This is a genomic window from Eubacterium sp. An11, assembly GCF_002161065.1.
Taxonomy (GTDB): Bacteria; Bacillota; Clostridia; order Lachnospirales; family Lachnospiraceae; genus Anaerobutyricum; species Anaerobutyricum faecale.
In genome coordinates this window covers 141,412-165,568 of sequence record NZ_NFLV01000005.1, presented here as the reverse complement: position 1 = coordinate 165,568, position 24,157 = coordinate 141,412, and the positions used below count along the sequence as shown (strand labels likewise).

23 protein-coding genes, 1 pseudogene and 1 riboswitch are annotated in these 24,157 nt (G+C 49.0%); of the genes and pseudogenes, 18 read left to right on the top strand and 6 right to left on the bottom strand.

From position 1 onward, the window contains the following. Window positions 1-6: 6 nt before the first annotated feature. Window positions 7-1,359 carry a CCA tRNA nucleotidyltransferase gene (locus tag B5E53_RS06230; RefSeq protein WP_087313188.1) on the bottom strand — a complete coding sequence of 451 codons (1,353 nt, stop codon included), beginning with the start codon at window positions 1,357-1,359 and terminating at the stop codon, window positions 7-9. A 144-nt stretch (window positions 1,360-1,503) separates the two neighbouring features. Here B5E53_RS06230 and B5E53_RS06225 point away from each other — a divergent pair, with 144 nt between their 5' ends. The 3 genes from B5E53_RS06225 to B5E53_RS06215 all read left to right on the top strand — a co-directional run bounded on the left by B5E53_RS06225 (window position 1,504) and on the right by B5E53_RS06215 (window position 4,939). Next, a complete protein-coding gene (locus tag B5E53_RS06225) occupies window positions 1,504-2,061 on the top strand; it encodes a protease complex subunit PrcB family protein (RefSeq protein ID WP_087313186.1) in 558 nt (185 codons plus the stop codon). A 147-nt stretch (window positions 2,062-2,208) separates the two neighbouring features. Then, window positions 2,209-3,783, top strand: a complete 1,575-nt coding sequence (locus B5E53_RS06220) for an SPOCS domain-containing protein (protein ID WP_087313184.1) — start codon at window positions 2,209-2,211, stop codon at window positions 3,781-3,783. Between the two features lie 44 nt (window positions 3,784-3,827). After that, a riboswitch (FMN riboswitch) is annotated at window positions 3,828-4,051 on the top strand. A 261-nt stretch (window positions 4,052-4,312) separates the two neighbouring features. Further along, on the top strand, window positions 4,313-4,939 hold the full coding sequence (locus tag B5E53_RS06215) for an ECF transporter S component (protein WP_343215603.1): 627 nt from the start codon (window positions 4,313-4,315) through the stop codon (window positions 4,937-4,939). A 156-nt stretch (window positions 4,940-5,095) separates the two neighbouring features. On the opposite strand, the gene B5E53_RS06210 is transcribed toward B5E53_RS06215, so the two are convergent. Both B5E53_RS06210 and ispE read right to left on the bottom strand, forming a co-directional pair. Further along, window positions 5,096-5,773: a GntR family transcriptional regulator gene (locus B5E53_RS06210; RefSeq protein WP_087313182.1), complete on the bottom strand. Its 678-nt coding sequence runs from the start codon at window positions 5,771-5,773 to the stop codon at window positions 5,096-5,098. A 25-nt stretch (window positions 5,774-5,798) separates the two neighbouring features. Beyond that, entirely contained in the window at window positions 5,799-6,704 is a 906-nt protein-coding gene (gene ispE, locus B5E53_RS06205; protein WP_087313180.1) for a 4-(cytidine 5'-diphospho)-2-C-methyl-D-erythritol kinase, read from the bottom strand. 253 nt (window positions 6,705-6,957) lie between these two features. Here ispE and B5E53_RS06200 point away from each other — a divergent pair, with 253 nt between their 5' ends. The 14 genes and pseudogenes from B5E53_RS06200 (at window position 6,958) to B5E53_RS06135 (ending at window position 19,751) form a co-directional block, all read left to right on the top strand. Further along, window positions 6,958-8,481 (top strand): spore germination protein, encoded by a 1,524-nt coding sequence (locus B5E53_RS06200; protein WP_087313177.1) that lies wholly within the window; start codon window positions 6,958-6,960, stop codon window positions 8,479-8,481. A 57-nt stretch (window positions 8,482-8,538) separates the two neighbouring features. Continuing rightward, a complete protein-coding gene (locus B5E53_RS06195) occupies window positions 8,539-10,566 on the top strand; it encodes a GerAB/ArcD/ProY family transporter (protein ID WP_087313174.1) in 2,028 nt (675 codons plus the stop codon). 968 nt (window positions 10,567-11,534) lie between these two features. Beyond that, window positions 11,535-11,768: a hypothetical protein gene (locus tag B5E53_RS18855; RefSeq protein ID WP_140401445.1), complete on the top strand. Its 234-nt coding sequence runs from the start codon at window positions 11,535-11,537 to the stop codon at window positions 11,766-11,768. 476 nt (window positions 11,769-12,244) lie between these two features. Further along, window positions 12,245-12,383, top strand: a pseudogene (locus B5E53_RS06180) (transposase); the annotation flags it as partial. A 204-nt stretch (window positions 12,384-12,587) separates the two neighbouring features. After that, the gene (locus tag B5E53_RS19115; protein WP_162611798.1) at window positions 12,588-13,190 is read left to right on the top strand and encodes a stage II sporulation protein R; all 603 of its coding nucleotides are present in this window, start codon (window positions 12,588-12,590) and stop codon (window positions 13,188-13,190) included. Window positions 13,191-13,325: 135 nt separating this feature from the next. After that, entirely contained in the window at window positions 13,326-14,375 is a 1,050-nt protein-coding gene (locus B5E53_RS06175; protein ID WP_087313170.1) for a type II secretion system F family protein, read from the top strand. 79 nt (window positions 14,376-14,454) lie between these two features. Further along, window positions 14,455-14,784, top strand: a complete 330-nt coding sequence (locus tag B5E53_RS06170; RefSeq protein WP_087313168.1) for a hypothetical protein — start codon at window positions 14,455-14,457, stop codon at window positions 14,782-14,784. Then, complete coding sequence (locus B5E53_RS06165) at window positions 14,781-15,335, top strand: DUF4860 domain-containing protein (protein WP_087313166.1); 555 nt, start codon at window positions 14,781-14,783, stop codon at window positions 15,333-15,335. Before B5E53_RS06170 ends, B5E53_RS06165 begins: the two co-directional genes overlap by 4 nt. Further along, a complete protein-coding gene (locus B5E53_RS06160) occupies window positions 15,332-15,955 on the top strand; it encodes a hypothetical protein (protein WP_087313164.1) in 624 nt (207 codons plus the stop codon). The genes B5E53_RS06165 and B5E53_RS06160 overlap by 4 nt, the downstream gene beginning before the upstream one ends. Further along, on the top strand, window positions 15,952-16,356 hold the full coding sequence (locus B5E53_RS06155; RefSeq protein WP_087313163.1) for a hypothetical protein: 405 nt from the start codon (window positions 15,952-15,954) through the stop codon (window positions 16,354-16,356). The genes B5E53_RS06160 and B5E53_RS06155 overlap by 4 nt, the downstream gene beginning before the upstream one ends. Before the next feature lie 24 nt (window positions 16,357-16,380). Continuing rightward, a complete protein-coding gene (locus B5E53_RS06150; protein ID WP_087313162.1) occupies window positions 16,381-17,439 on the top strand; it encodes a PilT/PilU family type 4a pilus ATPase in 1,059 nt (352 codons plus the stop codon). 277 nt (window positions 17,440-17,716) lie between these two features. Continuing rightward, the gene (locus B5E53_RS06145) at window positions 17,717-17,917 is read left to right on the top strand and encodes a hypothetical protein (protein ID WP_140401444.1); all 201 of its coding nucleotides are present in this window, start codon (window positions 17,717-17,719) and stop codon (window positions 17,915-17,917) included. Between the two features lie 323 nt (window positions 17,918-18,240). Beyond that, a complete protein-coding gene (locus tag B5E53_RS06140) occupies window positions 18,241-19,302 on the top strand; it encodes a D-alanine--D-alanine ligase family protein (protein ID WP_087313289.1) in 1,062 nt (353 codons plus the stop codon). An 11-nt stretch (window positions 19,303-19,313) separates the two neighbouring features. Then, the gene (locus tag B5E53_RS06135) at window positions 19,314-19,751 is read left to right on the top strand and encodes a DUF1934 domain-containing protein (RefSeq protein ID WP_087313160.1); all 438 of its coding nucleotides are present in this window, start codon (window positions 19,314-19,316) and stop codon (window positions 19,749-19,751) included. Window positions 19,752-19,844: 93 nt separating this feature from the next. Here B5E53_RS06135 and B5E53_RS06130 read toward each other — a convergent pair whose 3' ends face one another. From B5E53_RS06130 to malQ, 3 genes are all read right to left on the bottom strand, one after another. Continuing rightward, window positions 19,845-20,363 carry a hypothetical protein gene (locus B5E53_RS06130; RefSeq protein ID WP_087313159.1) on the bottom strand — a complete coding sequence of 173 codons (519 nt, stop codon included), beginning with the start codon at window positions 20,361-20,363 and terminating at the stop codon, window positions 19,845-19,847. A gap of 142 nt (window positions 20,364-20,505) precedes the next feature. Further along, a complete protein-coding gene (locus B5E53_RS06125) occupies window positions 20,506-21,252 on the bottom strand; it encodes a lysophospholipid acyltransferase family protein (RefSeq protein ID WP_087313158.1) in 747 nt (248 codons plus the stop codon). 9 nt (window positions 21,253-21,261) lie between these two features. Next, window positions 21,262-22,770 (bottom strand): 4-alpha-glucanotransferase, encoded by a 1,509-nt coding sequence (malQ, locus tag B5E53_RS06120; RefSeq protein ID WP_204245496.1) that lies wholly within the window; start codon window positions 22,768-22,770, stop codon window positions 21,262-21,264. A 357-nt stretch (window positions 22,771-23,127) separates the two neighbouring features. Between malQ and B5E53_RS06115 the strand changes: the two genes are divergently transcribed. Then, window positions 23,128-24,156 (top strand): substrate-binding domain-containing protein, encoded by a 1,029-nt coding sequence (locus B5E53_RS06115; RefSeq protein ID WP_087313157.1) that lies wholly within the window; start codon window positions 23,128-23,130, stop codon window positions 24,154-24,156. Window position 24,157: the final 1 nt, after the last annotated feature.

Here is a 24,157-nt window from a genome sequence, read left to right as displayed (position 1 = left end):
CCCGCGTTAGCGGAGCTGCTTATAAATCTTAAGGGCAAGTTCCTTAAGATACGAATATTCGTTTAATTCCGGGTGTTCCAGAACCATGGAAAGCAGGGTATTAAGAATAGCGCCGATGACCTTTCCCTCCCGGATACCCAGCGCCTTCAGCTGGTTGCCGTTGATTTTTAAATCCTTTAAGGAGAGGCAGTCCTTTTCTTCCAGAATCTCTTCATAGGCTTCCCAGGTCTCTTTCAGAATGGAAAGCTTTTCGGCCTGATAATACTCACTCTGCGAGCGGACATCTGCTTCCATAACTTTAAGAAGATAAGGAAACAAGGTCGGCCCGATGGAATGCATCACTTTGCGGACATGGCGGCGTCCGTTGGTTTTCGGATCTTTAAAACGGATATCATGGTGAGAGATGAGCTGGTAGACGATCTGAATGGTCTTATTGTCAAACTTGAGACGTTTCAGAATCTCCTTGCTCATGTCTGCCCCCACTTTGTAGTGATTATAAAAATGATCGATACCGTATTCATCGGTGGTCTTTGTGACCGGCTTGCCCACATCATGAAGAAGCATGGTCAGACGAAGCACAGGGTTCGGCTCGATGGTGCGCACGGCATGAAGAGTGTGTTCGCCCACCGAATAACAATGGTGGGGATTCTTCTGTTCTGTTTCCATCATCCGGTCAAACTCCGGAAAGAATATGCCGGTGAGACCAGTGGCATAGGCTTCTTTCAGAATCTCCGGATGATCGGAGATGAGAAGCTTCAGCAGTTCCATCTGAATTCGTTCGGCGCTCACGTCCCGGAGATTTTCATGGCATTCAGCAATGGCCTCCCGGGTGGAATGTTCGATACGGAAGTTCAGCTGCCCGGCAAAGCGGACGGCCCGCAGCATCCGCAGGGCGTCCTCCTCAAAGCGGTCTTTGGCCTGCCCCACACAACGGATCACCTTGTGCTCCAGATCTTCCATACCGCCGAAGAGATCAATGAGACCATCGGTGTCATTGTAAGCCATGGCATTGATGGTAAAGTCTCTGCGCATCAGATCTTCCCGGAGGCTGGTGGTGAAGGTCACATCATTGGGACGGCGGTGATCTTCGTATTCACCGTCGATGCGGTAGGTGGTCACCTCATAACCGGTCTTATCCATCATCACTGTGACCGTACCATGTTTGATTCCCGTATCGATGGTCTTGGAAAACAGCGCTTTCACCTGCTCCGGTCTGGCGGAGGTGGTGATGTCCCAGTCGGAAGGCGTTTTGCCGAGGATGGAATCCCGGACACAGCCTCCCACCACATACGCTTCATATCCGTGGGAAGAGAGGGTCTGTATGATGCTGGCAGCCTGTTTTGGAATATATAATTTCATATGGGAAAACCCTCCTTACATTATAAAATGATCAAAGAAATGTCAGCACTTTGACAACAATCATATCATATTTTCGCATATTTGCTAAGAGGGGATTTTAGATGGTTTCCGATAGATTCTGGCGGTATATTTCCGGAGAAATGTATGAAAACAAAAAATTTCATGAAGAAAACGGAAGATCAGCGCATATACATAAAGGAAGAATCTTATCTGTCAAAATCAATAGAAAACGGGAGGATTCCCATGATCCACAGAAAGTTGACGGAATCCGGGGCTGCACAGAGGGGGCCGGTATGTCGGGCGGTGCTTTTATGTCTGTTGGCCGTCTTCTGCCTGTCTGTGACAGGCTGCGTGAAGAATCTGAATTTCAGCGGGAAAAAAGAACCGGTGGAGTATGTGATCTGCAAAGATACCAGTCTTCCGGAACAATTGCAAACTCTTCTGAAAGAGAAAAAGAAAAAGCCCGTCACCTTCACGTACAGGAACTCTATGTACATTTATCTGGTCGTGTGTTACGGGAAAAAGGATTTCAGTGGGTACAGCGTAAGGATCGAGGAGTGCTGGCGCAGCGGGGAAACCCTCTTTCTGCGAACGCAGCTCATGGGACCGGCCGCCGGGGAAGACAGTATAGAGACGGAGACATATCCATATATTGTGGTACGCTGCCCGCAGATGGATGTGTTCTGTGTCATTGATTCCTGATGTATTCTGTACACATGAGATGGGCTGTGGTACGCTGGCGAAAGATAGCCATGCATATAATGAAAAGGAGGAGCATATAATGCATAGAAATCAGGAGAAATTGCCGTCTGGCAGTGTGTGCAGGGCAATGGTGTGAGGGAGGATTTTATGAAGGTTGAGAAGAAAACGGTGCAGTCCGGTATTTTAAAGCTGGAAAAAAATGTACAGATTACCATAGATCAGGATATGAATGTGCCGGATACAAAGCCGGACGTGGAAAAAATCGTGGAGAGCCGGGGCGAGGTTCATATCGATGAAATTGAAATTCTGACCGACCGCATCCGTATCCGCGGGATGTTTCTGGTACAGATTCTGTATCTGAGTGCGGAAAAAGAACAGAGAATTTCCTGTATGGAGCATGAATTTTCTCTGGAAGAGTTTATGAATGTGGAAGGAGCTCAGACTACGGATACAGCGAAAGTAACGGTAGATCTGGAGGATCTGACGGTTTCGGTCATCAATTCCAGAAAATGCGGCGTCCGCTCCGTTTTATTTTTCCACATACATATATCGGAAACGAAGTTTGTGGAATGCAGCGTCGGTGTGGAGAAAAAGGACAATGTACAGTGTCTGTATGAGTCCGCTCCCATGACAGAGATTATGCTCTACAAAAAAGATATCCAGAGGATTCGCGCCGATGTATCGCTGCCGGCCGGCAAGCCGAACATCCGGGAGATTTTGTGGAATTCCATGCAGCTCCGGGATGTGGATGTCCGGATGATGGAGGGAAAGCTTTCGATTCGTGGAGAACTGTTTTTGTTTATCTTATACCGCAGTGAGGAAGAACAGGAGCCGGTGCAGTATTATGACTGGGAGATTCCCTTTACCAACGAGCTGGAATGTTCCGACAGTCAGGAGAATCTCATCGGCAATATAGCGGTGGCTCTGGGCAGCCATCAGTCTGTTATTAAACCCGACGAAGACGGGGAACCGCGCAGTGTGGAAGTGGATGCCGTTTTGGAGCTGGATCTGAAGGCCTACCGGGAATTTCAGATGCCGGTGCTCAAAGATATGTATGCCAATAACCGGAAACTGAAATTGAAAACCCGGCCTGTGAAGTTTGAGAATCTGATTTTCCAGAATAATGCTAAAACAAAAATAAATTACCGGGTGAACTCTGAGGGAGATCCTCATCAGCTGCTGCAGGTATTAAATGTGGAAGGAACGGTAAAAATTGAAGATTTCAGACTGGAAGAGGAAGGGATTGCCACAGAAGGGCTGATTTTCTGTAAGGTACTTTATATTGCCGGGGACGATGGCGCGCCGATCCAGTCAAAGGAAGTGGTCATTCCCTTTGAATATCTGGTGGAGACCCAGTCGGTAAGTCCGTCTGACCGGTGTGAGATCCGGGGAGTTCTGGAACAGATCGGCGGTTATGTGGTGGACGGAAATCAGCTGGAAATCCGTGCGGTGGCAGGAATCTACGTGACCGGATTTGCCCAGGTAAAGATGGATATGATCGATGAAGTAGAAGATCTGCCGTTTGACGAGGAAGAGATTGCCAGGATACCTTCCATTACCGGTTATATTGTCAAAAAAGGTGATACTCTCTGGAACATCGCCAAGCGGTACGGAACGACCATCGATAAGATCAAACAATATAATGAAAATGTGGAGGAACCGTTGGAAAGCGGGCGGAAACTGTTTCTTATCAAAGCCATGGACGCGGTTATCGGAGAATGAATCTTGACGAAACCCTGGAACAGTGCTATGATAAAAATCAGAAAAATCTGTTTCAGGGCGAGGTGTAATTCCTCACTGGTGGTGACAGGCCAAGACCTTAAGTCCACGAGCCAGAAGGGTACAGATACATTTTCACGCAAATGGAATCAAAGAGAGTTCGAAATATATCGATGCTTTTGAATGCATTTCATGAAGATGCAGTGTACACGGAGGTTGAATGGGTTGGAATCCCATACCAACGGTATAGTCCGGATGAAAGAAACGATGGCTGATCAATGTTTTTTGTGGTCCTGAAATTTATATTTCAGGACTTTTTTATTTCGCAGGAAATGGCATTCCTGTGAAATAAAAAACGCTCCGCGAGGATCGCACTGCGGCGGATAGGAAGATGTCGCTTTTGCGACCCGCCGCAGGCGGAGAATCCTGCCTTGTAGGATTCTTTCCTGTTCCACAGACAATTTCGTGAATATCAGCTCAGCACAATACCTGGCAGATTCTTCGAAAATATTATTTTTGAGGAGGAATTTGCATGTCAGACGAAGTAATGCGCCGCCATCAGGCACGCGCGAAAGCAAAAGCACACCCGCAGACAGGAGCCGGTACACTGGAGGGGATCGGCAGGACCAAGAAGATGGTTACCATGGCCATGATGGTGGCAATTTCCGTTGCACTGGTCTATCTGATTCATTTTCCGATTATGCCGATGGTTCCGTTTCTGGAATATGACCCGGCAGATATCCCGATTCTTATCGGCACCTTTGCCTTCGGCCCGGCGGCTGGTTTGATGCTCACATTTGTGACTGCCATTGTACAGGGTGTGACAGTCAGTGCGGGAAGTGGATTTTACGGCATTCTGATGCACATCATCGCCACAAGCGCGCTGGTTCTGGTGGCAGGAACCGTTTATTACAGCAGAAAGACAAGACGTACCGCACTCATCGGACTTCTCGCGGGAATGGCGGTGATGGCGCTTGTCATGATACCGGCCAATATGATCATCACCCCGGCGTTCATGGGAGTTCCGACAGGAACTGTATGGAGCCTGATGCCGTTTATCATCGCATTCAACATTATCAAAGCGGGAATCAACGGTATCGTAACTTTTTATATTTACAAGAGAATTTCCAATTTCCTGCACAGTTTTCTGAGCAGATAATAGAAAAATGTATTTAAACCATAAAAAGGCATCCGTTATCCGGATATTTCAGAAAATGTATTCTGAACCTTCCGGAAACGGATGCCTTTTTGTCTTAAGGGACATTTCATGGAAATGCCTCCTGAGAGTTTGTATTGCTTGTCTTTTGTCGTATTGCTATTCTTTAATGGCCTGAATAACGCCCTCCTGCTGATTCTTCAGATGGGTCCGCATGATCTGTTTGGCCGTCTCACTGTCATGGTTAAATATGGCGTGGAGAAGATTTTCGTGTTCTGTGACCAGTACAGAATGCTGTTCGATATCCCGGACATATTCCATGCGGTAGCGGTAAAACTGTTCCCGCAGATTATTGATAATGGTAATCAGCTTATCGTTGCTGGTGGCCTGGAAGATGGCGTCGTGAAACTTTTCGTCTTTTTCCACGATATCGAGGATATCGCGGCTCTGCACGGCGTCCACAAACTGCTGATGCGCTTCTTTTAATTTCTCTTTTCCCTCTTCCGTGATCCGTTCGCAGGCCAGAGAAGCGGCGAACTCTTCCAGCACGCAGCGAATCTCAATAACGTCCCGGAGGCTTTTTTCGGTGATCTTTGCCACCTGCGCTCCCTTCCTTGGGATCATGATCACAAGGCCCTCCAGTTCCAGTTTCCGGATGGCTTCCCGCACGGGGGTACGACTGACGCCCAGACGGTTGGCCAGGGAAATCTCCATCAAACGCTCTCCGGGTGCAAATTCGCCGGTGATAATGGCGCGGCGAAGGGTATTGAAAACCACATCCCGGAGAGGAAGATATTCATTCATAGTATCTTTTAAATGGTCCTGATTCTGATTCATATGAAGTCTCCTGTCATTGTGTGATTTATCTGTTCGTGTGCACGGACGGTTTGGCGTGCAGCGATTTATTAAACGGCCGGACGACTGCGGTCTGCCGTACTGCCGGGTGCCGGCGGCATGCTCTCGCCGCATTTTCGGCCTTCTCCCGGGATGTGAAAATGCCGAAGACTGTCGGGCCGCTGCCACTCATCAGAGAATTTAACGCTCCGTTTTTATTCATGATAGTTTTCAGCTCATCGATGGCGGGATAGTGCTGCTTTGTCACCTGCTCCAGTACATTTCCCAGACGGCCGGCCACGCCGTCCAGATCGCGGCGCCCCAGGGCGTCCACCATTCCGTCAATGTCCGGATGCACGGTGTGTTCATCGAGCGTCAGATGTTCGTACACAAACTTTGTGGACATGGAAAAACCTGGTTTCACAATAAGAAACCAACAGCCGGGAACCGGAGGCAGGGGAGTGAGGATCTCTCCGATACCTTCTGAGAGCGCGGTACCCCGCATGATACAGTAAGGAATGTCGGCTCCCAGAGAGACGCCGTATTCCATAAGCTTTTCCTGAGTGATATTCAGAGAAAAAAGCTGGTTCATTCCCACAAAGGCGGCGGCGGCATCGGTGCTGCCTCCTGCCATGCCGGCAGCCACGGGAATCCGTTTTATAATATTTGCGCTGACCCCGTCTTTGATACCATACTCCCGCCGTATGATATCAATGGCGCGATAAACAAGATTCTTTTCATTGACAGGAAGATAAGGCAGATTCGTCCGCAGAGAAATTCTGCCGGAATGGTTCCGTTCCAGAATGATCCGGTCATAAAGCTTGACCGTCTGCATGATCATCCGCACTTCGTGATATCCATCTTCCCGTCTTCGGATAACGTCCAGCCCAAGATTCACCTTTCCATAGGCTTTCAAATGTAAGGGTTGTCCCATAAAATTGTTCCTCCCGTGTATCTTGTATACATGAATTATATCTTATTTCAGACAAAAATCAAGAAAAGAAGCATAAGAAGTACAAAAAATTACAGGCATAATTTTTCATTATTGCCGGATACTACAGGAAAACCATTTTTTGTGATAATTTTTGGCTTCGGACGCCGTCAAAAACGGCGGAGGGGACAGATAAAACAGGTGTGGATCAGAGAACGGGCCGGCAGGCGCCGCGCTGCCGGGGACAGGAGGGGACATGGACGCAATATACGGAAGGGATCAGAAAATCAAAGGAAAACTTTTAAACAATTTTGATCTGGACTATGCATTTTTTGAAAATGCCTTGAAAAACTGCGGGGATATGGTAAAAAACATGTTCTATGCAGGAGACGGAAAGACGCGGGCGGTGGTGATTTACGTGGATGGCCTGACAGATTCTCAGACCCTTCAGGATTTCGTCATCCGGCCGCTGCAGGAAAATGTGCTGGCGGACAAGGAAAATCGCTTGTCTTTCGTGGAAAACCATGTGCTGGAGACTGTGGACTGGAAAGCTGTGGAGACTTATGAAGATGCGCTGACGGATATTTTGTCGGGAAACTCTCTGCTGCTGGTGGAGGGATGCGAAAAAGCGGTGTCCCTGTCTACAAAAAATTTCCCCGGCCGGGGTGTGGGAGAAACCCAGCAGGAAATGGTCATGCGGGGGCCGAAGGACAGTTTCACGGAGAATTTCCGGACAAATACGGCGCTGATCCGCCGCCGTATCCGGGACCCCAGATTGAAAATGGAACATACAAAAGTGGGGGAGCGGTCCAAGACGGATCTCGCCATCTGTTATATGGAAGATCTGGTGGAGCCGGCGCTCCTTGATAAAGTCAGGAAAAAAGTGCAGGAAATCAGTCTGGACGGTATTTTTGACGGAGGAATGGTAGAGCAGCTCATGGAAAAAAATCCGTGGACGCCGTTTCCGCAGTTTCAGCACACCGAACGTCCGGACAAGGCGGCCAGCGGGCTGCTGGAAGGACGGATTGTCCTGGTAGTGGATAATTCGCCGGGAGTTTTGCTGCTGCCGGTCACTTATGGCATGTTTTTTCAGTCCGGAGATGATTATTATACCCGCTTTGAGGTGGCGTCCTTTGCCCGCCTTCTCCGGTTTGCGGCGGCAATATTTGCCATCGGATTTCCGGGACTCTACGTGGCTATTGCCGGCTTTCATACAGAAATGCTTCCCACAGCTTTTCTGTTATCGGTGGCACAGGCAAGAACAGGTATCGTTATCCCCGTGGTTTTGGAAGTGCTGTTGATGGAGTTTCAGTTTGAGCTGCTCCGGGAGGCCGGTATCCATATCCCCGGCCAGCTGGGCGGAACCATAGGGATCGTTGGCGGTCTCATCGTGGGACAGGCGGCGGTGGACGCCGGGCTTGTCAGCACCATCGTGGTCATCGTGGTGTCTTTTACGGCCATTGCCTCATTTATTGTGCCTAATGAATCCTTCGGCGCCGTATTCCGTCTGTTGAAGTTCCTCTTTATCTTTGCGGCGGCGCTGTGGGGGATTTACGGGTATCTGCTTTTGTTTGCGGCGCTTTTGTTCCACCTGGCGCAGCTGGAATCCTTCGGCGTTCCGTATATGCTGCCGTCCGTCTGCGGCGGACATCTTGGTTACGATGGAAGAAAGGACGAGTACGTGCGCTATCCTCTGCGCTGTATGAGAAAACGGCCTCTGTTCACGAGGGAGGGACGGAGAATCCGGAGAAAACGAAGCGAGGAGAATCAGAGATCGTAAATCTGCCGCCATGGCAGAGCGGCGGGTGAAGGACCCGGAGAAAGGAGAAGAGAACCATTGAACGAAAGTAAAATCTCACAGCGGCAGCTGACAAGAATGATTTATATCGAAGGCGTCGGGGCGTCAGGGCTCACCTTTCCGGCGGCAGCGGCGCTCTGCAGCCGCTCGGAGGGCCTTTTGCCCCTTGTGGCTTATGCAGGATTCCTGCTGTTATTTGCAGTGTGGCTGCTGTTTCTGATCCGGCGGCTGGAAAGAAGAAATCCCGCCGGAATGTCCGCCGGTTACGGATTTGTCCTGAGCAAGTGGATGGGAGTTTTGTACATGCTCCGCCTGTTTGTCAACGCCCTGGCGCTGTTTTATTTTTTTGGTTTGTCTATTCAGAAGATTTACATGCCGGATACGGGATTATTCATGATTCTCCTGCCCTTTGCCCTGCTGCTTTGGTACTGCACACAGACTACCCTGCAGAAGCGGGCCCGGTTCCTGGAACTTCTCTTTCCGTGGATAATGGCGCTCTTTGTGATTCTGGTATTCTTTGCCATTCTGGGACTGGAAGGAAAATTTCATCTGCCGGAACTGACAGATAACGTTGCCACAGTGTTTGGCAACGGATATCTTCTTCTGCTGTGCTCCACTCCGCTGGAATTTCTCCTGTTCCTGGTCCCTGCGGTGACCGGGAATCTCTGGAAAACTTCAAGCCCGCGGTCGACGCAGGAAGAGACGCAGGAAAAAATACAGGAAAAGCTGCAGAAAAAGACGCAGGAAAAAATACAGAAACAGTTTCAGGAAAAACAGCAGGGAAGTCCAGCGGCAGGTGGAAGCGCTGGGGCAGATGTCCATGTAGGGACAGATGTGCCAGAGGATGGAGATCCCGAACAAAAAGTTTCAGGGGCAAAAGATGTGGCGGATTCCGCTGATGCAGCCGATGCATGGTGGAAGAAAAGAAGAGCCCTTGTCTGGCGGGCTGTGGCAGGCGTCCTCGTCTGGAATGTTCTTCTCTGGTTTGTGACCATTGAAAATCTGGGTGGAGAAATCACGGCCTCCTCCCCGTGGCCGGTCATCAAAGTGATGCAGCTGATCCGGCTGCCGGGCGGTTTTCTGGAGCGTTTTGATATCCTGCTGGCGGTCTTCTGGATTCTCTGCCTGGTGGGGGTATTGAGCGGCTATCTGTATTATGGCAGAAAAATCGGCGAAGAAATCTTCGGCGGCAAAATCTTTGATGGCAGGACCCTGCGCTTTCGGGTATCTGTTATTACCGCCGGAGTGGCGGCACTTCTGCTTCTCATTTCCTGCCTTCTGGCGGGCCAGGAAGAGACGCTGCTTCTTCACTGGTTTGTCCTTTATAAGAAATGGGTGGATTTTCCGCTACTTGTGCTGCTGCCGTTGCGGGCATTGTTTCGAAAACCTTGCCGGCGTCTGCCCCGGCGAGCAGTGGCGGCAACCGCCGTGTTAGTGGTAATGTTTGCCCTGTCCGGCTGCGGCCGGCAGGCCGATGTGGAAGAAAAAAGTTATGTTCTTTCCCTCTATGTGGAGGACGGTGGAGAAAACTATGAATACTGGGTGTCCACCGCGGACCTGCCTTCCATGAAAGCCCAGGAGGACAGTATTCCCTGCATTACCATTCATTTTACCGCGGAAAACATGGAAGTGATGGAAGAAAAATTCGCCAAAACCCAGGCCGGCATCCTGGAATGGAACCATATCGACACCATTTTCCTGGGACCGAAACTGGCGGAGAACCCGGAGCGTCTCGACACATTTTTAAAAGAATGGGAAGCCTCCTGGCAGAAGTCGCCAAACGTTCTGCTCTCCGTCTGCCTCCAGACCCCGGAAGAACTCCTTGACATCAAAAATATTCCTGAAGGCGCCGCCGGCCAGGAAGTCAGCCGCCTCATGGAACAGACCGAGCAGGAAGGACGCCACATCTTTGGCTGGAACGACTCCGCCGAAGGAGGCATCTACTGCCGCACGCCCATCGAAGTCCTCAAAGCAAAATCCGAAGGCGAAAAAGACATTTACCTGTACCAGACCAAGATCCAGTGGAAACGGCTGGTGCTGAAGCGGGGATATCGGCTGCCGGAGTGAGAGGATACCCGACGGGCAACGGACAGCGAGCGGCTTCGGCATGAGCCGGGCGGATCGCGTTAATCGGAAGGGGAAGGAGCTTCTCCTGTCCGATTTAAAAATAGATATGCTGATGTGCATTTTATAAAAAAATGTGCGAGCCTCGAATATATACAATAATAAATATTTTTATAAAAAAAGTATTGATAAATATGATATTTATTATATAATAAAAATACAATTGCAATTGTAAATAGAAAATGCGGGGTGAAGTTTTGGATTATGCAGATTCATTTTTAAGCAAAAAGAAAAATAATCCACAAAGTACCGCATCGATAAATGATGATAATGACAAGATACCAAAGCGTAAAATAAAAGACAGTATATTCAGACACCTGTTCCTTGAGCCCGAATATGCGCTGCAGTTATACCGAATATTGCATCCGGAGGATACAACGGCAACAGAAGCGGATATTTCATATCTGACTATCACAAAAGAGATAACGAATGGCATCAGAAACGATCTGGGCATGTACATAGGCGGTAAGTTTCTTATTATGATAGAGGCACAGACGACGTGGAGCGAGAATATTGTAATTCGGATATTCATATACCTGGCGGAGATCTGGAAGAATTACATTGTTCAGAATGGTCTGGATGTGTTTTCGTCAAGGAATTTGAATTTGCCAATACCGGAGTTATATGTAGTTTATACAGGGGAGCACAAAAGCAGACCGGCGGTGCTAAAACTCTCTGAACACATATTCCACGGCGCTTGCAAAGATGTTGAACTGACCGTGCACATGATATATAATGGGAAAAAAGAAAAGGATATTTTAAGCCAGTATATTTCTTTTACAAAACAGGTAAAATATTTTTTTCAAAAGTATGGAAGAACAAGTAAGGCGGCAGAAGAATTATTCAGATACTGTATAGATCATAATATTTTAAAGGAGTATCTTCTCAGCAGACAGGAGGAGGTGACAAGTATGCTGGATGTGATTTTTGACGATACGATTCACAGAAGAAAACAGCAGGAGGAAGCCTTTGCGGCGGGTGAAGCAAGAGGCGAGGCCAGAGGCAGAAAGGCTGGAAGAGCAGAGGGTGAGATGCGTAAGGCCAGAGAGACTGCGGTGGAGATGGCCAGAATTGGAATAGAAGAAGACGTGATTGCCGGTGTGTTAAAAGTGGATGTCTCTCAGGTGAAAGAATGGCTTACCTGAATCCCTTGAGAGTGATACCCGGATAAAGAATATAGATTTTATTTTCCATGGTATGCGCGCAGTAAATGTATTGGATGAGTTTGTTCAGCAGTAAGTATAGCGGTGTGATTGCGCATTTTAATCAATATCATGTTAAAATCGGTGATTTCTCCAAAGAAACTTCTAAGATTATCCGCACAACGTCTGAAATGCGAGAACATGCGGATTACGAGGATTTTTTTTGCAGCGTCCCGCCAGGACGCAGAAGAACAAGTGAAGAAGAGATATTTCACCAGTATATTTTGGAATATCTGCGATTGAAAGGCGTATTGTGATATTAAAATATATGTCACAAGATAAAATGAAAAAATGTATTTATGATACCGTATGGGGTGAAGCCTGTACGGTATTTTTTGTTTTATGGGCTTTAGCCTGTTGAGCATGAAGCGAGTTTCTCATAAAGGAGAAATGAGCCATGCGAAACAAAAAACCACCTGCTATGCAAATACAAAGGAGTAGAAATCATAGAAGGGTATCTGAAGCCGGACCATGTACATATGTTGGTAAAGTATACTGCCAAAATACAGCGTGGCCCAATTTGTGGGATATTTGAAAGGAAAATCGGCGCTGATGATTTCCTGCCTTGCCGTTTTGTTCCGCTTTTCCACCCCGCGTTTAAATCCCCCGTTTTCTGTCTATCCTTTTCCTATGGATACAAAAACAAAATTCAATACAGAATCAAAATTAAATATAAAGACAAAATGGAATACAAAAATAAGACGGATCAAAGGAAAAACGAGCTGCGCAGACAGTGTCTGTCTGCGGGCGGCAGCGTCCTGCATGGCGGTCCGTGTAGCGGTGGCGGTTCTTTTGCTGCTCTCGGCAGGGCTGCTGTACCAGGTTTATATGGAGACGCATTTTCAGATTTATGACGCGGCGCTGCGGTTCCATGTGCGGGCCGCCTCGGATCTGCCGGCGGAGCAGCAGCTGAAGCTTAAGGTGAGGGACGAGATGCTGGCGGCTCTGAAGCCGGCCGCTGACCGGGCGGAGAGCGCCGGGGAGCTTAAGACGGAGGTGGAGGCGATGCTGCCGGATCTTGCCAGGACAGCTGCGGCAACCCTGCGGGAAAATGGCAGTGAGGACAGTGTGAGGGTATCGGTTTCCAGGGAGAGGTTTCCGGTGCGCCGGTATGGAAATATGATCTTTCCGGCGGGAGTTTACGAGGCTCTGCGGGTGGACATCGGCCCGGCGGAAGGGCATAACTGGTGGTGTGCAATTTACCCGGAACTATGCTATAATGCAGAGGAATCATCTTCCCTTTCAGAGAAGGGGAAAAAGGACGTGGAAAGGGACGTTTCCGGCGAAGAGAAGCAGGTGCTTTTCGGGGAGCGGGGACGTTTTCGGATAAAGATACTGGAGTGGTTTTCAGAACTGGATTTCTGACGGTGATCCGGACGGGACGTCGACTGGCGGCAGATAAACGCTCCGCGGGGAGGCACAAGGCCGCGGAATATCCTGTCGGACAGAGCGAGGATGTGTCAGCACAATTATGCGGTTTCGCCGCTTTGAGGATAAGTGATGGGGAAAGTATTATCAAATAATGAGAGGATTCTGTTCTGTGAGCAGATGGGAATGATTTTTAAATCGGGCATCTCCGCGGCGGAGGGCATTATGATCATGAAGGAAGACGCCGGAGAGGAGGAGAGTTCACTCCGGGAGCTTTATGGGGAGATACAGAGCAATCTGGAAGAGACCGGCATTTTCTATGATGCGCTGGAAGAGACTGGAGCCTTTCCGGATTATATGATTCAGATGACCCGTATCGGCGAACAGACGGGAAATCTGGACGAAGTCATGGAGGGGCTGGCGGCTTATTATGAGCGGGAGGAAAATATGGTGCAGGATATCAAAAACGCTGTGACCTATCCCCTGCTCATGCTGGGCATGATGGTGGTCATTTTTCTGGTGATGATCGTCAAGGTGCTGCCGGTGTTTGCGCAGGTTTACGAACAGCTGGGCGGACAGATGACCGGCATGGCGGCGGTGCTTCTGCGGGCGGGAGCAGGAATACGTCAGTATTATGGATGGATTCTGCTGGTGATCGCCCTTTTGGCGGCAGGAGGGATCTGGCTGTTTGGGACGGCAAAAGGAAAGGACTGTTTCCGGAACATGGCAGGCCGTTTCTTTGGGACCAGACAGATTATGACCAGAATGCAGACGGCAAGGTTCGCGTCGGGGATGTCCATGGCCCTTCGCAGCGGTATGGATTATGACGGGGCATTTCAGATGGTGGAATCCCTTCTGTCGGCGGATCAGTCGGTGAAGCGGAAGCTTGACTCCTGCCGGGAAAAGGTAGAAGACGGGGAATCTTTCTCCGCTGCCGCAGTGCAGGCGGGACTTCTGACGGGGCTTTACGGCAGGATGCTCTACATAGCGGAAAGGACGGGAGATACCGACGGAGCGTTGAAGAAGATTGCTCTGCAGGCGGACAGCGAGGTGACGGCGCGGATCCAGAATTTTATATCGGTGCTGGAACCGACCCTGGTGGCGGTGCTGTCCGTGCTGGTGGGAAGTATTCTGCTGTCAGTGATGGTGCCGCTCATGGGAATTTTGTCCAGCATAGGATAATAGTATGATCGACGTTAATGATCTAAAGTGGGTTATGTCAGGCCGCGCAGCAGGGTGACGGAACATAGAGGAGGCGCAGATGGAAAAGCATATTCGGAAGAACAGATACGGGCAGATTTTGCTGTCCCTGTGTATCTTTTTTATTTTTATGGCTGTATTCTGGTCGGGCATTCAGTCGGTCTCTTCTGTGACGCAAGAGACGGAGATGGAAAATATTGAAAATGCGGTGGTGCAGTCGGCGGTGCTCTGTTATGGCACCGAGGGAGCCTATCCGGAGAGCCTTGATTATCTCAAAGAGCATTATGGTCTGCGCTACAATGAAGAAAAATATATTGTGGATTACGAAATTGTCGCAAAAAATATCCGGCCTCAGGTCCGGGTGCTGCGGCTGTCCCGGGAGGAAGAATGAGAAAGAGCGGCGGAAACATACATACCATAGATATTTTATTTCCTTTACTTTTTATCCTGCTGTTCTGTTTCTGCGCTCTGCTGGTGGTGCTGCAGGGGGCGAGAATTTACGAGAGGACGGCGGAAGGACTGCAGGAGAATTATACAGTCCGGACGGCGGTATCTTATCTTCAGGAGAAAGTCCGGGAGTGCGGAGACGCCTCACAGATTGCCATAGAAGAGATTGGCGGCCGGCAGGTGCTGGTCATTGACAGCCGTGTGGAAGGAGAACTCTATGCCACCTATATTTATCAGGAAGAGGGGAGGCTGAAAGAGCTTTTCACCAGAAAAGAAGACTTCACCGGACTTGCGGGAGGGCAGGAACTGGTGGAGCTGGACACATTTGCAGTGGAAAGACCGGAGGAAAATCTGCTGCAGTTTGATGTGTCGGCGGACGGGCAGGAGGAAACGTTTTTTATCAGAATGGCAGTGGATGGAACAGCTGCCGGAGACGGAAATACAGAAAATGTTGATGAAAGCTACGACACATTGGCCGGAAGGACAGAAGGATGAGAACACGCAAACATTCCAGAGCAGGATTATTTTTAATTGAATTGATGATAGCCATCGCGTTTTTTGCTGTGACTGCGGCGGTGTTTCTGCAGGCCTTTGCCAGGGCAGATTCCATCAGCCGGCAGGCGGAAGATCTGTTTCAGGCGCAGAAGCAGGTCTCTTCCGTGGCGGAGATTCTGGAAGGTGCCGGGAGCGCGTCTGTTTTAACGACAGGCCAGGAAGAAAGCGGGACGGATGCCGGGACAGGCAGTCCGTCAGAAGGCAGGCATTTTTTTCAGAAGCTGCAGAAATATTTTCCTCAGATGGAAAGTACCGGGGACGGCGCGTGTATGTATTACGATGAGGACTGGGAAGTCTGCGGGAGTGCTGATGGGGTTTATGTGATGTCCGTTGTCTGGCAGCGGGACGGGCAGATGTGGGATGTGACCATCGCGGCGGATAAAAACGCCGGTCAGGGAGAAAATGCTGGCGAGAACGATGTGGATGGCCAGGAGAAAAATTCCGGCTGGACGGCGGTCGGCAGCCGGCAGCCGGATGCCGGATCAGCGGCTGGCGACAGTCCCATTTATCAGCTCACACTGAAGCTATATGATCCGGACGCGGAGGGAGGCAGTTTATGAGAAAAAAGGGAATGCCGGTGATGAATGTGGGTATATCACTGCTGATTCTGGTTTTTATGACACTGGCGCTTCTGACATTTTCTGTACTGGCACTGGAAAATGCGGTGGCGGACAAGCGGCTGTCCCAGAAGGCGGCGGATCACACGACGGCCTACTATGCGGCGGCAGACCGGATACAGGAGCAGATCGCGGACCGTATGCAGGAGGCAGAGGAGCAGGATCTGGCGGCGGGTACGCAGTTTTCTTTTGAGGAAGAAGTGGCCGATGGCCAGATGCTCACTGTTTCTGTGGTGCTGACGGAGGTGGACGGAGAGAAGGGTTTTGATGTGACCCGGTGGCAGCTCCGTTCTTCCGACGAATGGGAGGCAGACCGGTCTCTGGATGTATATCAGGGAGAATGACAGGAAAGAGAGGGAGAAGATATCGTGGAATTACGGGAGTATCTGGAAAAGGCGGTGGCGCAGGGGGCGTCGGATTTATTTATCGTTGCCGGACTTCCGCTGACCTGCAAAGTCAATGGAAAGATGGTACATATGAGTGAGGAAAGAGTCATGCCGGAGGAAACGGAACGGCTGATCCGGGATATTTATGCCCTTGTGCCCAATCATAGTATAGAGAAAATGGAAGAAAAGGGAGACGATGATTTTTCTTTTTCCATTGCCAACCTGGCCCGGTTCCGTGCCAGTATTTATAAGCAGAGAGGATCTCTGGCGGCGGTGATCCGACTCATCGCCTTTCAGCTTCCGGATCCGGGAGAACTGGAGATTCCGGATTCCATTCTCAATCTGGCAGAGTACAGAAAGGGGCTGGTGCTGGTGACAGGGCCGGCCGGAAGCGGCAAGTCCACCACTCTGGCGTGTCTTATCGACAGAATCAACAGTACCAGAGAGAGCCATATTATCACACTGGAAGATCCGCTGGAATTTCTGCACCGGCACAAGAAAAGCATTGTAAGTCAGCGGGAGGTCAGTTCCGACACGGAAAGTTATCAAACTGCACTGCGGGCGGCGCTGCGGCAGAGTCCCGATGTGATTCTTCTGGGGGAGATGCGGGATTATGAGACCATTCAGATCGCCATGACGGCGGCGGAGACCGGACATCTGGTATTTTCCACGCTTCACACAGTGGGAGCAGCCAATGCGGTAGATCGTATTATTGATGTTTTTCCTCCAAATCAGCAGAGACAGATCACTGTGCAGCTGGCTTCTGTACTCAATGCGGTGGTGTCCCAGCAGCTGGTGGGCGGAGCCGGCGGCAGACGGGTTCCGGCTTTTGAGCTGATGACGGTGAACACAGCTATCAAAAATATGATTCGGGACGGTAAGGTCCACCAGATTGATGGAATGATCTATTCTTCCGTTGCGGACAGCCTGTTTTCCCTGGATCATTATCTGGCAAAATTGTGTGCGGAGGGAAAGATAGACAAGGAGACGGCCCTGGCCAATGCGATGAATCCGGGAATGCTTAAGAAAAAGCTCGGTTAGATATTACATTTTCATGTTAAAAGGGTGTAAAAATTTGATAAAAATCGGAAAATGTAATGGGATTTATTGACAGAGCAGGTTGGCTGTGCTAGTATTTTTATTATCAAACAAACTCAGAATCTGTTACAATTTGCAGTTGATAATGATTTTGAGAAGACACATATAAGGGTTCAGGAAGAGGGATATCTGTGATTCAGAAGAACAGAGTACGGGAGGAAGCCAGGGATGGTTTTATGCCGGACAGCGGATATTCTGATCCGGAAGGGAGAGTTGAAAAATGTTACGTAAAAAATTAATGGCGCCTGCAATTTGTCTGGTAATGGCATTGGGTATCATCGGGGGTACTGTGGCAGCTACAGGAGTGAAGGCCACAGCGACAGCAAGTATTTTTGACAAGTTTTTTGAGACCTACTGGGATGAGCAGGGACCGGAAGACGGAAATATCGACATCGTGATGGACGAGGAAGTGCCGCTGTAGGATACGCGCACTGTGAATCGGGAAGCTGAAGAGACCGGATGAATCCGGAATCTTTGGCTTTTTTCTTTTTCACCGCAGACAGCCGGGATGTCCATGATCAAGCGAAAAGCCTTCCCGGTGGGGATGTTCCTTTCTGAAATTTCTCAGATACGAAAAGAGAAAGAATAATGTAAAGTGTTCAAATGCATAAGAATATGATATAGTATTGCAGAACAAGAAAAAGATAATATAATAAAAGGGGTTTTGTGCCGGTGAGTGCCTGCGGAGAACAGCAGGTTTGTATCCCGGGGCTGCCCGGGCAATACAGGAAAGGAATGAAAGAAATGGCGGAGAAAAACATCGTTGTGGTTATGGGAGGCAGATCTTCGGAACATGAGGTGTCCCTCATGTCTGCCGCTACAGTGATTGAGAATATTAATACAGATATTTATAACGTGATCATGGTTGGCATCACGAAAGAAGGCCAGTGGAAGCTGGTGGAGTCTGTGGATAAGATCAGAGACGGCTCCTGGGTGAAGGGGCATACACAGGCAATGATCTCACCGGAGACCGGCAGGAATGAACTGTGTCTGATCCAGGGAGACAAGGTGGAAAGACTTCATGTGGATGTGGTATTTCCGGTGCTTCACGGAATGAACGGGGAGGACGGCACCCTGCAGGGACTGCTGGAACTGGCGCAGATCCCATATGTGGGCTGCGGCGTGCTGGCGTCAGCCTGCTCCATGGATAAGTTCTACACGAAGATCATCGTGGATTCGATCGGTATTCGCCAGGCGAAGTTTGTGGGCGTACACCGTTCAGAATTAAAAGAGATGGATGCCGTGGTTTCCAGAGTGGAAAAAAGTCTTCCGTATCCGGTGTTTGTGAAGCCGTCCAAGGCGGGATCTTCCCAGGGAGTGGGAAAGGCAGAGTGCCGGGAAGAGCTGATTGCCGCATTGGAGCTGGCGGCGAAGCATGATACAAAGATCCTTGTGGAAGAGAATATCGTGGGAAGAGAACTGGAGTGCGCGGTGCTGGGCGGCGCGGACGCCAAGGCTTCCGGCGTGGGTGAGATTCTGGCGGCGGACACCTTCTATACTTACGAGGCCAAGTATAATAATGCCGAGTCAAAGACCGTTGTGGATCCGGAATTGCCGGAAGGTAAGGCGGAGGAGATCCGCAGAGATGCCGAGGCGATTTTTAAGGCTCTGGATTGTTATGGCTTATCCAGAGTGGATTTCTTCTTAAAAGAGGACACCAACGAAGTGGTGTTCAATGAGATCAACACCCTGCCGGGCTTTACAGCCATCAGCATGTACCCGATGCTCTGGGAAGCAAGAGGACTTGACAAGAAAGCACTGGTGCAGAAATTAATTGATCTGGCAATGGTCCGCTATGAGGGATAGAAGGATAGAGCATGGCAAACGATAAGAAAAAGAAGCTGCACCTGACGGTCAGAGGCGTGCAGCGGGGATTTGGTCAGGAAGAGACGTCGGAGATCGTCACTTTCGCTGATTATTTTACAAAAAATGGAAAGCATTATATTTTTTATTCAGAGACCACGGAGGAAGGACAGACGTTCAGGAACCGTCTGACAATCTCGCCGGATGTGGTGGAATTGAAAAAGAGTGGTGGAGGAGATTCGCTGCTGCGGTTTCGGGAAGGACATTCGGAAGCCTGTGTGTATCAGTCGCCGGCGGGACCGATGGAGATGGTATCCGATACCAAGAGAGTGAAGATACATGCAAAGGACGATCTGTTCAGGCTCACTCTGGAGTATGCGTTTTATATGTCCGGGATGCTGGTGTCTGAGTACCATCTGACGGTGGAAGTACGGCCCCTGCCCGAGGAATAAAAAATACCCCGTATTATCAAAGCTTTTTATGAAAAGCGGAGATAATACGGGGTTTTTGTGTAACGGCGGATCTTTCCGGTCAGAGCGCCGTCTTTATTTTTTCTTTCGGTCTTTTTTGGCCTTTTCCTGTTTTGCCTTGGCAGCGTCAATATTTTCCTGCGCCTTGTCGGCGTTCCTGCGGATCTTGGCGATGAAGCCTTTCTTTTCCGGAGCAGGCACCGGAGCCTTGCGGAAGTTATTGATGCTGGTGATATAGATGCCGCTGATCATAGCTTTGACTTCTGCTTTCACAGGAATCAGATCATATACGTCCTCGTCGGCAATGAGGGACATAACCCGGGGCCCGATCTTTGCCTTGACCACAGGAACCTTCGCCCGGCGAGCTCTCTTCGGAGTCTGGTCGAGAACGGCCTGCGGGAGTCCGGAATCAATCAGAGGCATTCTTTTTTTGTCAATTACAAGAATGGTAGCCTGCTGTGCTGCCTCAAAAAGTTTGGTTTTCTGCTCTGCCTGCTGTTTTTGCATTTTGGAGCCTTTGTAATAAAGGAATGCGAGAACGGCGATGGCGATGACCAGAATGACAGCCGTAATAATCCATGGATTCACATTCATGTCTCATCCTCCTAAGTTATATACGTCCAAACCGGCGGAAGCGGATCCGTCAGCCTGGGCAGTTCATCATTACAAACAGATATTGTAACATTTTTTTTTCATTATGAAAAGAACAATCCTGAAAAAATTAGCATGAATCTTCTTAGTCATCTGCCCAGATATTTTCTGAGTGATGATCCAGCATAACCTGGATTGCTGCTCTTGTATGATCACTGATGGTTTTCTTCTGCTCCTTTGTCAGATCTGAGAACTTGAACGGAGTTCCGAAGGAAACCTTGACATGGCCGGGGGTCACACGGAGCCCCTCGTTTTTTTCAAATATTTTACTGGAACCGGAAATGGCAACCGGAACAATGGGAGCGCCGGCTTTCTGTGCCATTTTCAGGCTTCCGCCCTTGAATTCGCCGATATGTCCGTCCCGGCTTCGGGTGCCTTCCGGGAAAATAAACATGGAATATCCCTCTTTCAGATAATCGGCGCCGGTCAGGATCATTTTCAGACCTTCCCGGACATCGGTTCTGTTTAAAAACAGACAATGAATAAGATTCATCCAGGAGGACAGTCCCGGAATCTTCTGCAGGCTGTCCTTGGAGACGAAGCCTGTACCTGAAGGAATGACAGTTTCCGTGACGAGGATATCAAAATAACTGTTGTGGTTTCCCACATACAGACAGGCCTCGTCAGGAATATTGTCCAGTCCACTCACTTCAATCTTCACTCCGGCAATCCGAAGGATCATGCGGAAGGCCTTTTTTACCGACAGATGAGAGAGGCGGGAGCTTTCCGCCGGGTCCGTCTCTGCCATCTCCCGCAGACGTCGTCTTTGCGGAGTGGTCACGATAATATAATAGATTACATAAACTAAAATGCAAAATGCCCGTAAATTCATAATATTCTCCTATCTGCCATAAAGTCGGGTGATGTCACGGAGACGCTTGGCGATATCGGAGGTCAGCAGGCCGTCCTTGATCCGGTAAGCCCAGTTGCCGTCGGCAACACCTGGTACGTTCATGCGGTATTCACTGCCCTGGCACAGCAGATCCTGAACCGGAACAATGGCGATTCTGGCAGGGGAACCGAAACAGGTGCGGATGAAATCCCAGCTGATCTGGGAACCGTCTGTGTTCATGTAACGGCGGACCTTATCCCGGATATGTTCCGGCGCGTGGTCATACCAGCCGGTGCTGGTGTCGTTATCATGGGTACCGGAATAACAGATACAGTTATACGGCTGGTTATACGGAAGATAGCTGCTGTTGTCATCCTCGAAAGCAAACTGCAGAATCTTCATGCCCGGCAGATGATAGCGGTCCCGAAGAGCCCGGACTTCATCGGTGATAACGCCCAGATCCTCTGCAATAATTGGTAAGTCAGTTCCGAAAATCTGTTCAATCTGTTCAAAGAAAGCATCCCGGGGACCTTCCGCCCATTTACCGGCCAGTGCGTTTTCCGCATCGGCGGGAACTTCCCAGTAGCTTTCCAGTCCGCGGAAATGGTCAATGCGGACGATATCGCTCATGGTCAGCTGTGTTTCAATTCGTTTCATCCACCATGCAAAATCGGTCTTTTTGTGATATTTCCAGTCGTAGAGAGGATTGCCCCACAGCTGACCGGTGGCGCTGAAATAATCCGGCGGCACGCCGGCGACCACTGTCGGAAATCCGTCTTTATCCAGCTGGAATAATTTAGGCTGAGCCCAAACGTCGGCGCTGTCTCCAGCCACAAAGATCGGGATGTCGCCGATCAAAAGAATCCCCTGTTCGTTGGCATATTGTTTCAGCGCTTCCCACTGGCGGAAAAACAGCCATTGGAGAAACTTCTCGTAAGTGATCTCCTCATGCAGTTCTCTTTCGATCACTGTTTTCTGTGATTTGGTCGGTTTTCTGTATTTTTTCTCCCAGTTCAGCCAGTGCGCGCCATTTTTACTCTTTTTGATGGCCATAAACATAGCATAATCAGGAAGCCAGTCTGTATTCAGGCAAAACTCTTCAAATTCTTTTTTCAGTTCAGGAAAGTCTTCCGCCTGAAATCGTTCGAAAGCTCTGTGAAATAAAGTGTCTTTGTATTCTTTTACCAGCTCATAATCCACCTTTTCTTCCGGAAACTCCGGTTTGTCCCTCAGATCTTCCCCGGATAAAAGACTGTCATCCCTGAGAAGTTCCGGGCTGATCAGCAGAGGCTGACCGGCGAAAGATGAATAGCACTGATACGGACAGTTTGTATCGCCAGTGGGACCGAGAGGCAGCGTTTGCCAGAGATGCTGGCCGGCGTCTCTGAGAAAATCTGCAAAACGGTACGCCTCCGGACCTAAATCTCCGATGCCATATTCCCCGGGAAGAGAAGTGGGGTGAACCAATATGCCCGAGAGACGGTATAAATGTTTTATCGTGTCTAATTGCTCACGCATACTTTCCTCCTTTTATTTTCTGATATTCCGTGATATCTGTTCTGAAAACGCTGGTCTGGATATCACATGCTCCGTTTATTATACAGAATTTTCTGAAAAATCGCAATCAAAAGCGTAACATAAAAAAATCACATAAAGAAGCCTGCAAAATATTTATATAAAATTTTATATGACAAAAACGACGTTTTTTAATAAAACATGGGAATCACAAGATATTTCACGTAAATATGCACAAAAAATAGATGAAAAAATATAAATATTTAACAGATTTGATTTTGAAATGGCGTTTTTGAAAAAAATTAATTGAAAAGATTATGTAAAAATTTTATAATTAACGTACAAAAAGGAGGGTAAGAAATGAAAGCCAGTATCAAACAGATCAGTGAAATAACAGGTTATTCACCGGCTACAATTTCCAACGCTCTGAATCATAAGAAGGGGGTTAACCGTAAAACTGCCAACACCATATTTCAGGTCGCAAAAGAGATTGGTTATATTTCCGAGAATAAGATTTCCAAAATCAAGCTTGTGATCTATAAGAGAAATGGCCTGATTATTGATGATTCTCCCTTCTTTTCTGTACTGCTGAAAGGTGTGGAAAATGAGTGCAGGGCTTCCGGCTATGAGATGGTCATGTGTAATCTGGACAGAACGGCTCCTGATTTTGAGGAGCAGGTAAATGCGATTTTAAATGACACATCCACAGCGGTGATCCTTCTGGGAACGGAGCTTCTGGATGACGAATTTCCACTTTTCATGAACGGGCACTGCCCGATTGTACTGCTGGACTGCTGGAGTTCTAATTTTCCGATGAATGCGGTTCTGATCAACAATGCAGATTCGGCGGTGAATGCGGTCCAGTACCTGATAAAGCGGGGACACCGGGAGATCGGATATCTCAGAGGAAGGTTTAGGATCAAGGCGTTCACATCCCGATCCGCGGGATACAGCAGAGCGCTTGCCAAGAATAATATTCCGCTGAATAACGAATACATTTTTACGGTGAGCACCACCATGGATGGCGCCTATAAGGATATGCGGGAATATCTGGAGAAAAGACCGAAGATGCCGACAGCGTTCTTTGCCGACAATGATATGATTGCTCTGGGGTGTATCAAGGCATTTGAAGAGTACGGCTACCGGGTTCCGGAAGATATTTCTGTCATCGGATTTGATGATCTGCCATTTTGTGAGATTTCGACGCCCCGGCTGACCACCATCAAGGTATATAAATATGAAATGGGACAGCTGGCAGTCCGGAGGCTTATTGAATTGATGAAAGATGGAAACAGTAAAATAAATACAAAAACACAGGTGTGCACGGAGTTTGTGGAACGGGACAGTGTTGCCGATTTACGCTTCGTCGTAAAAAAAGGAGGTAAATGAT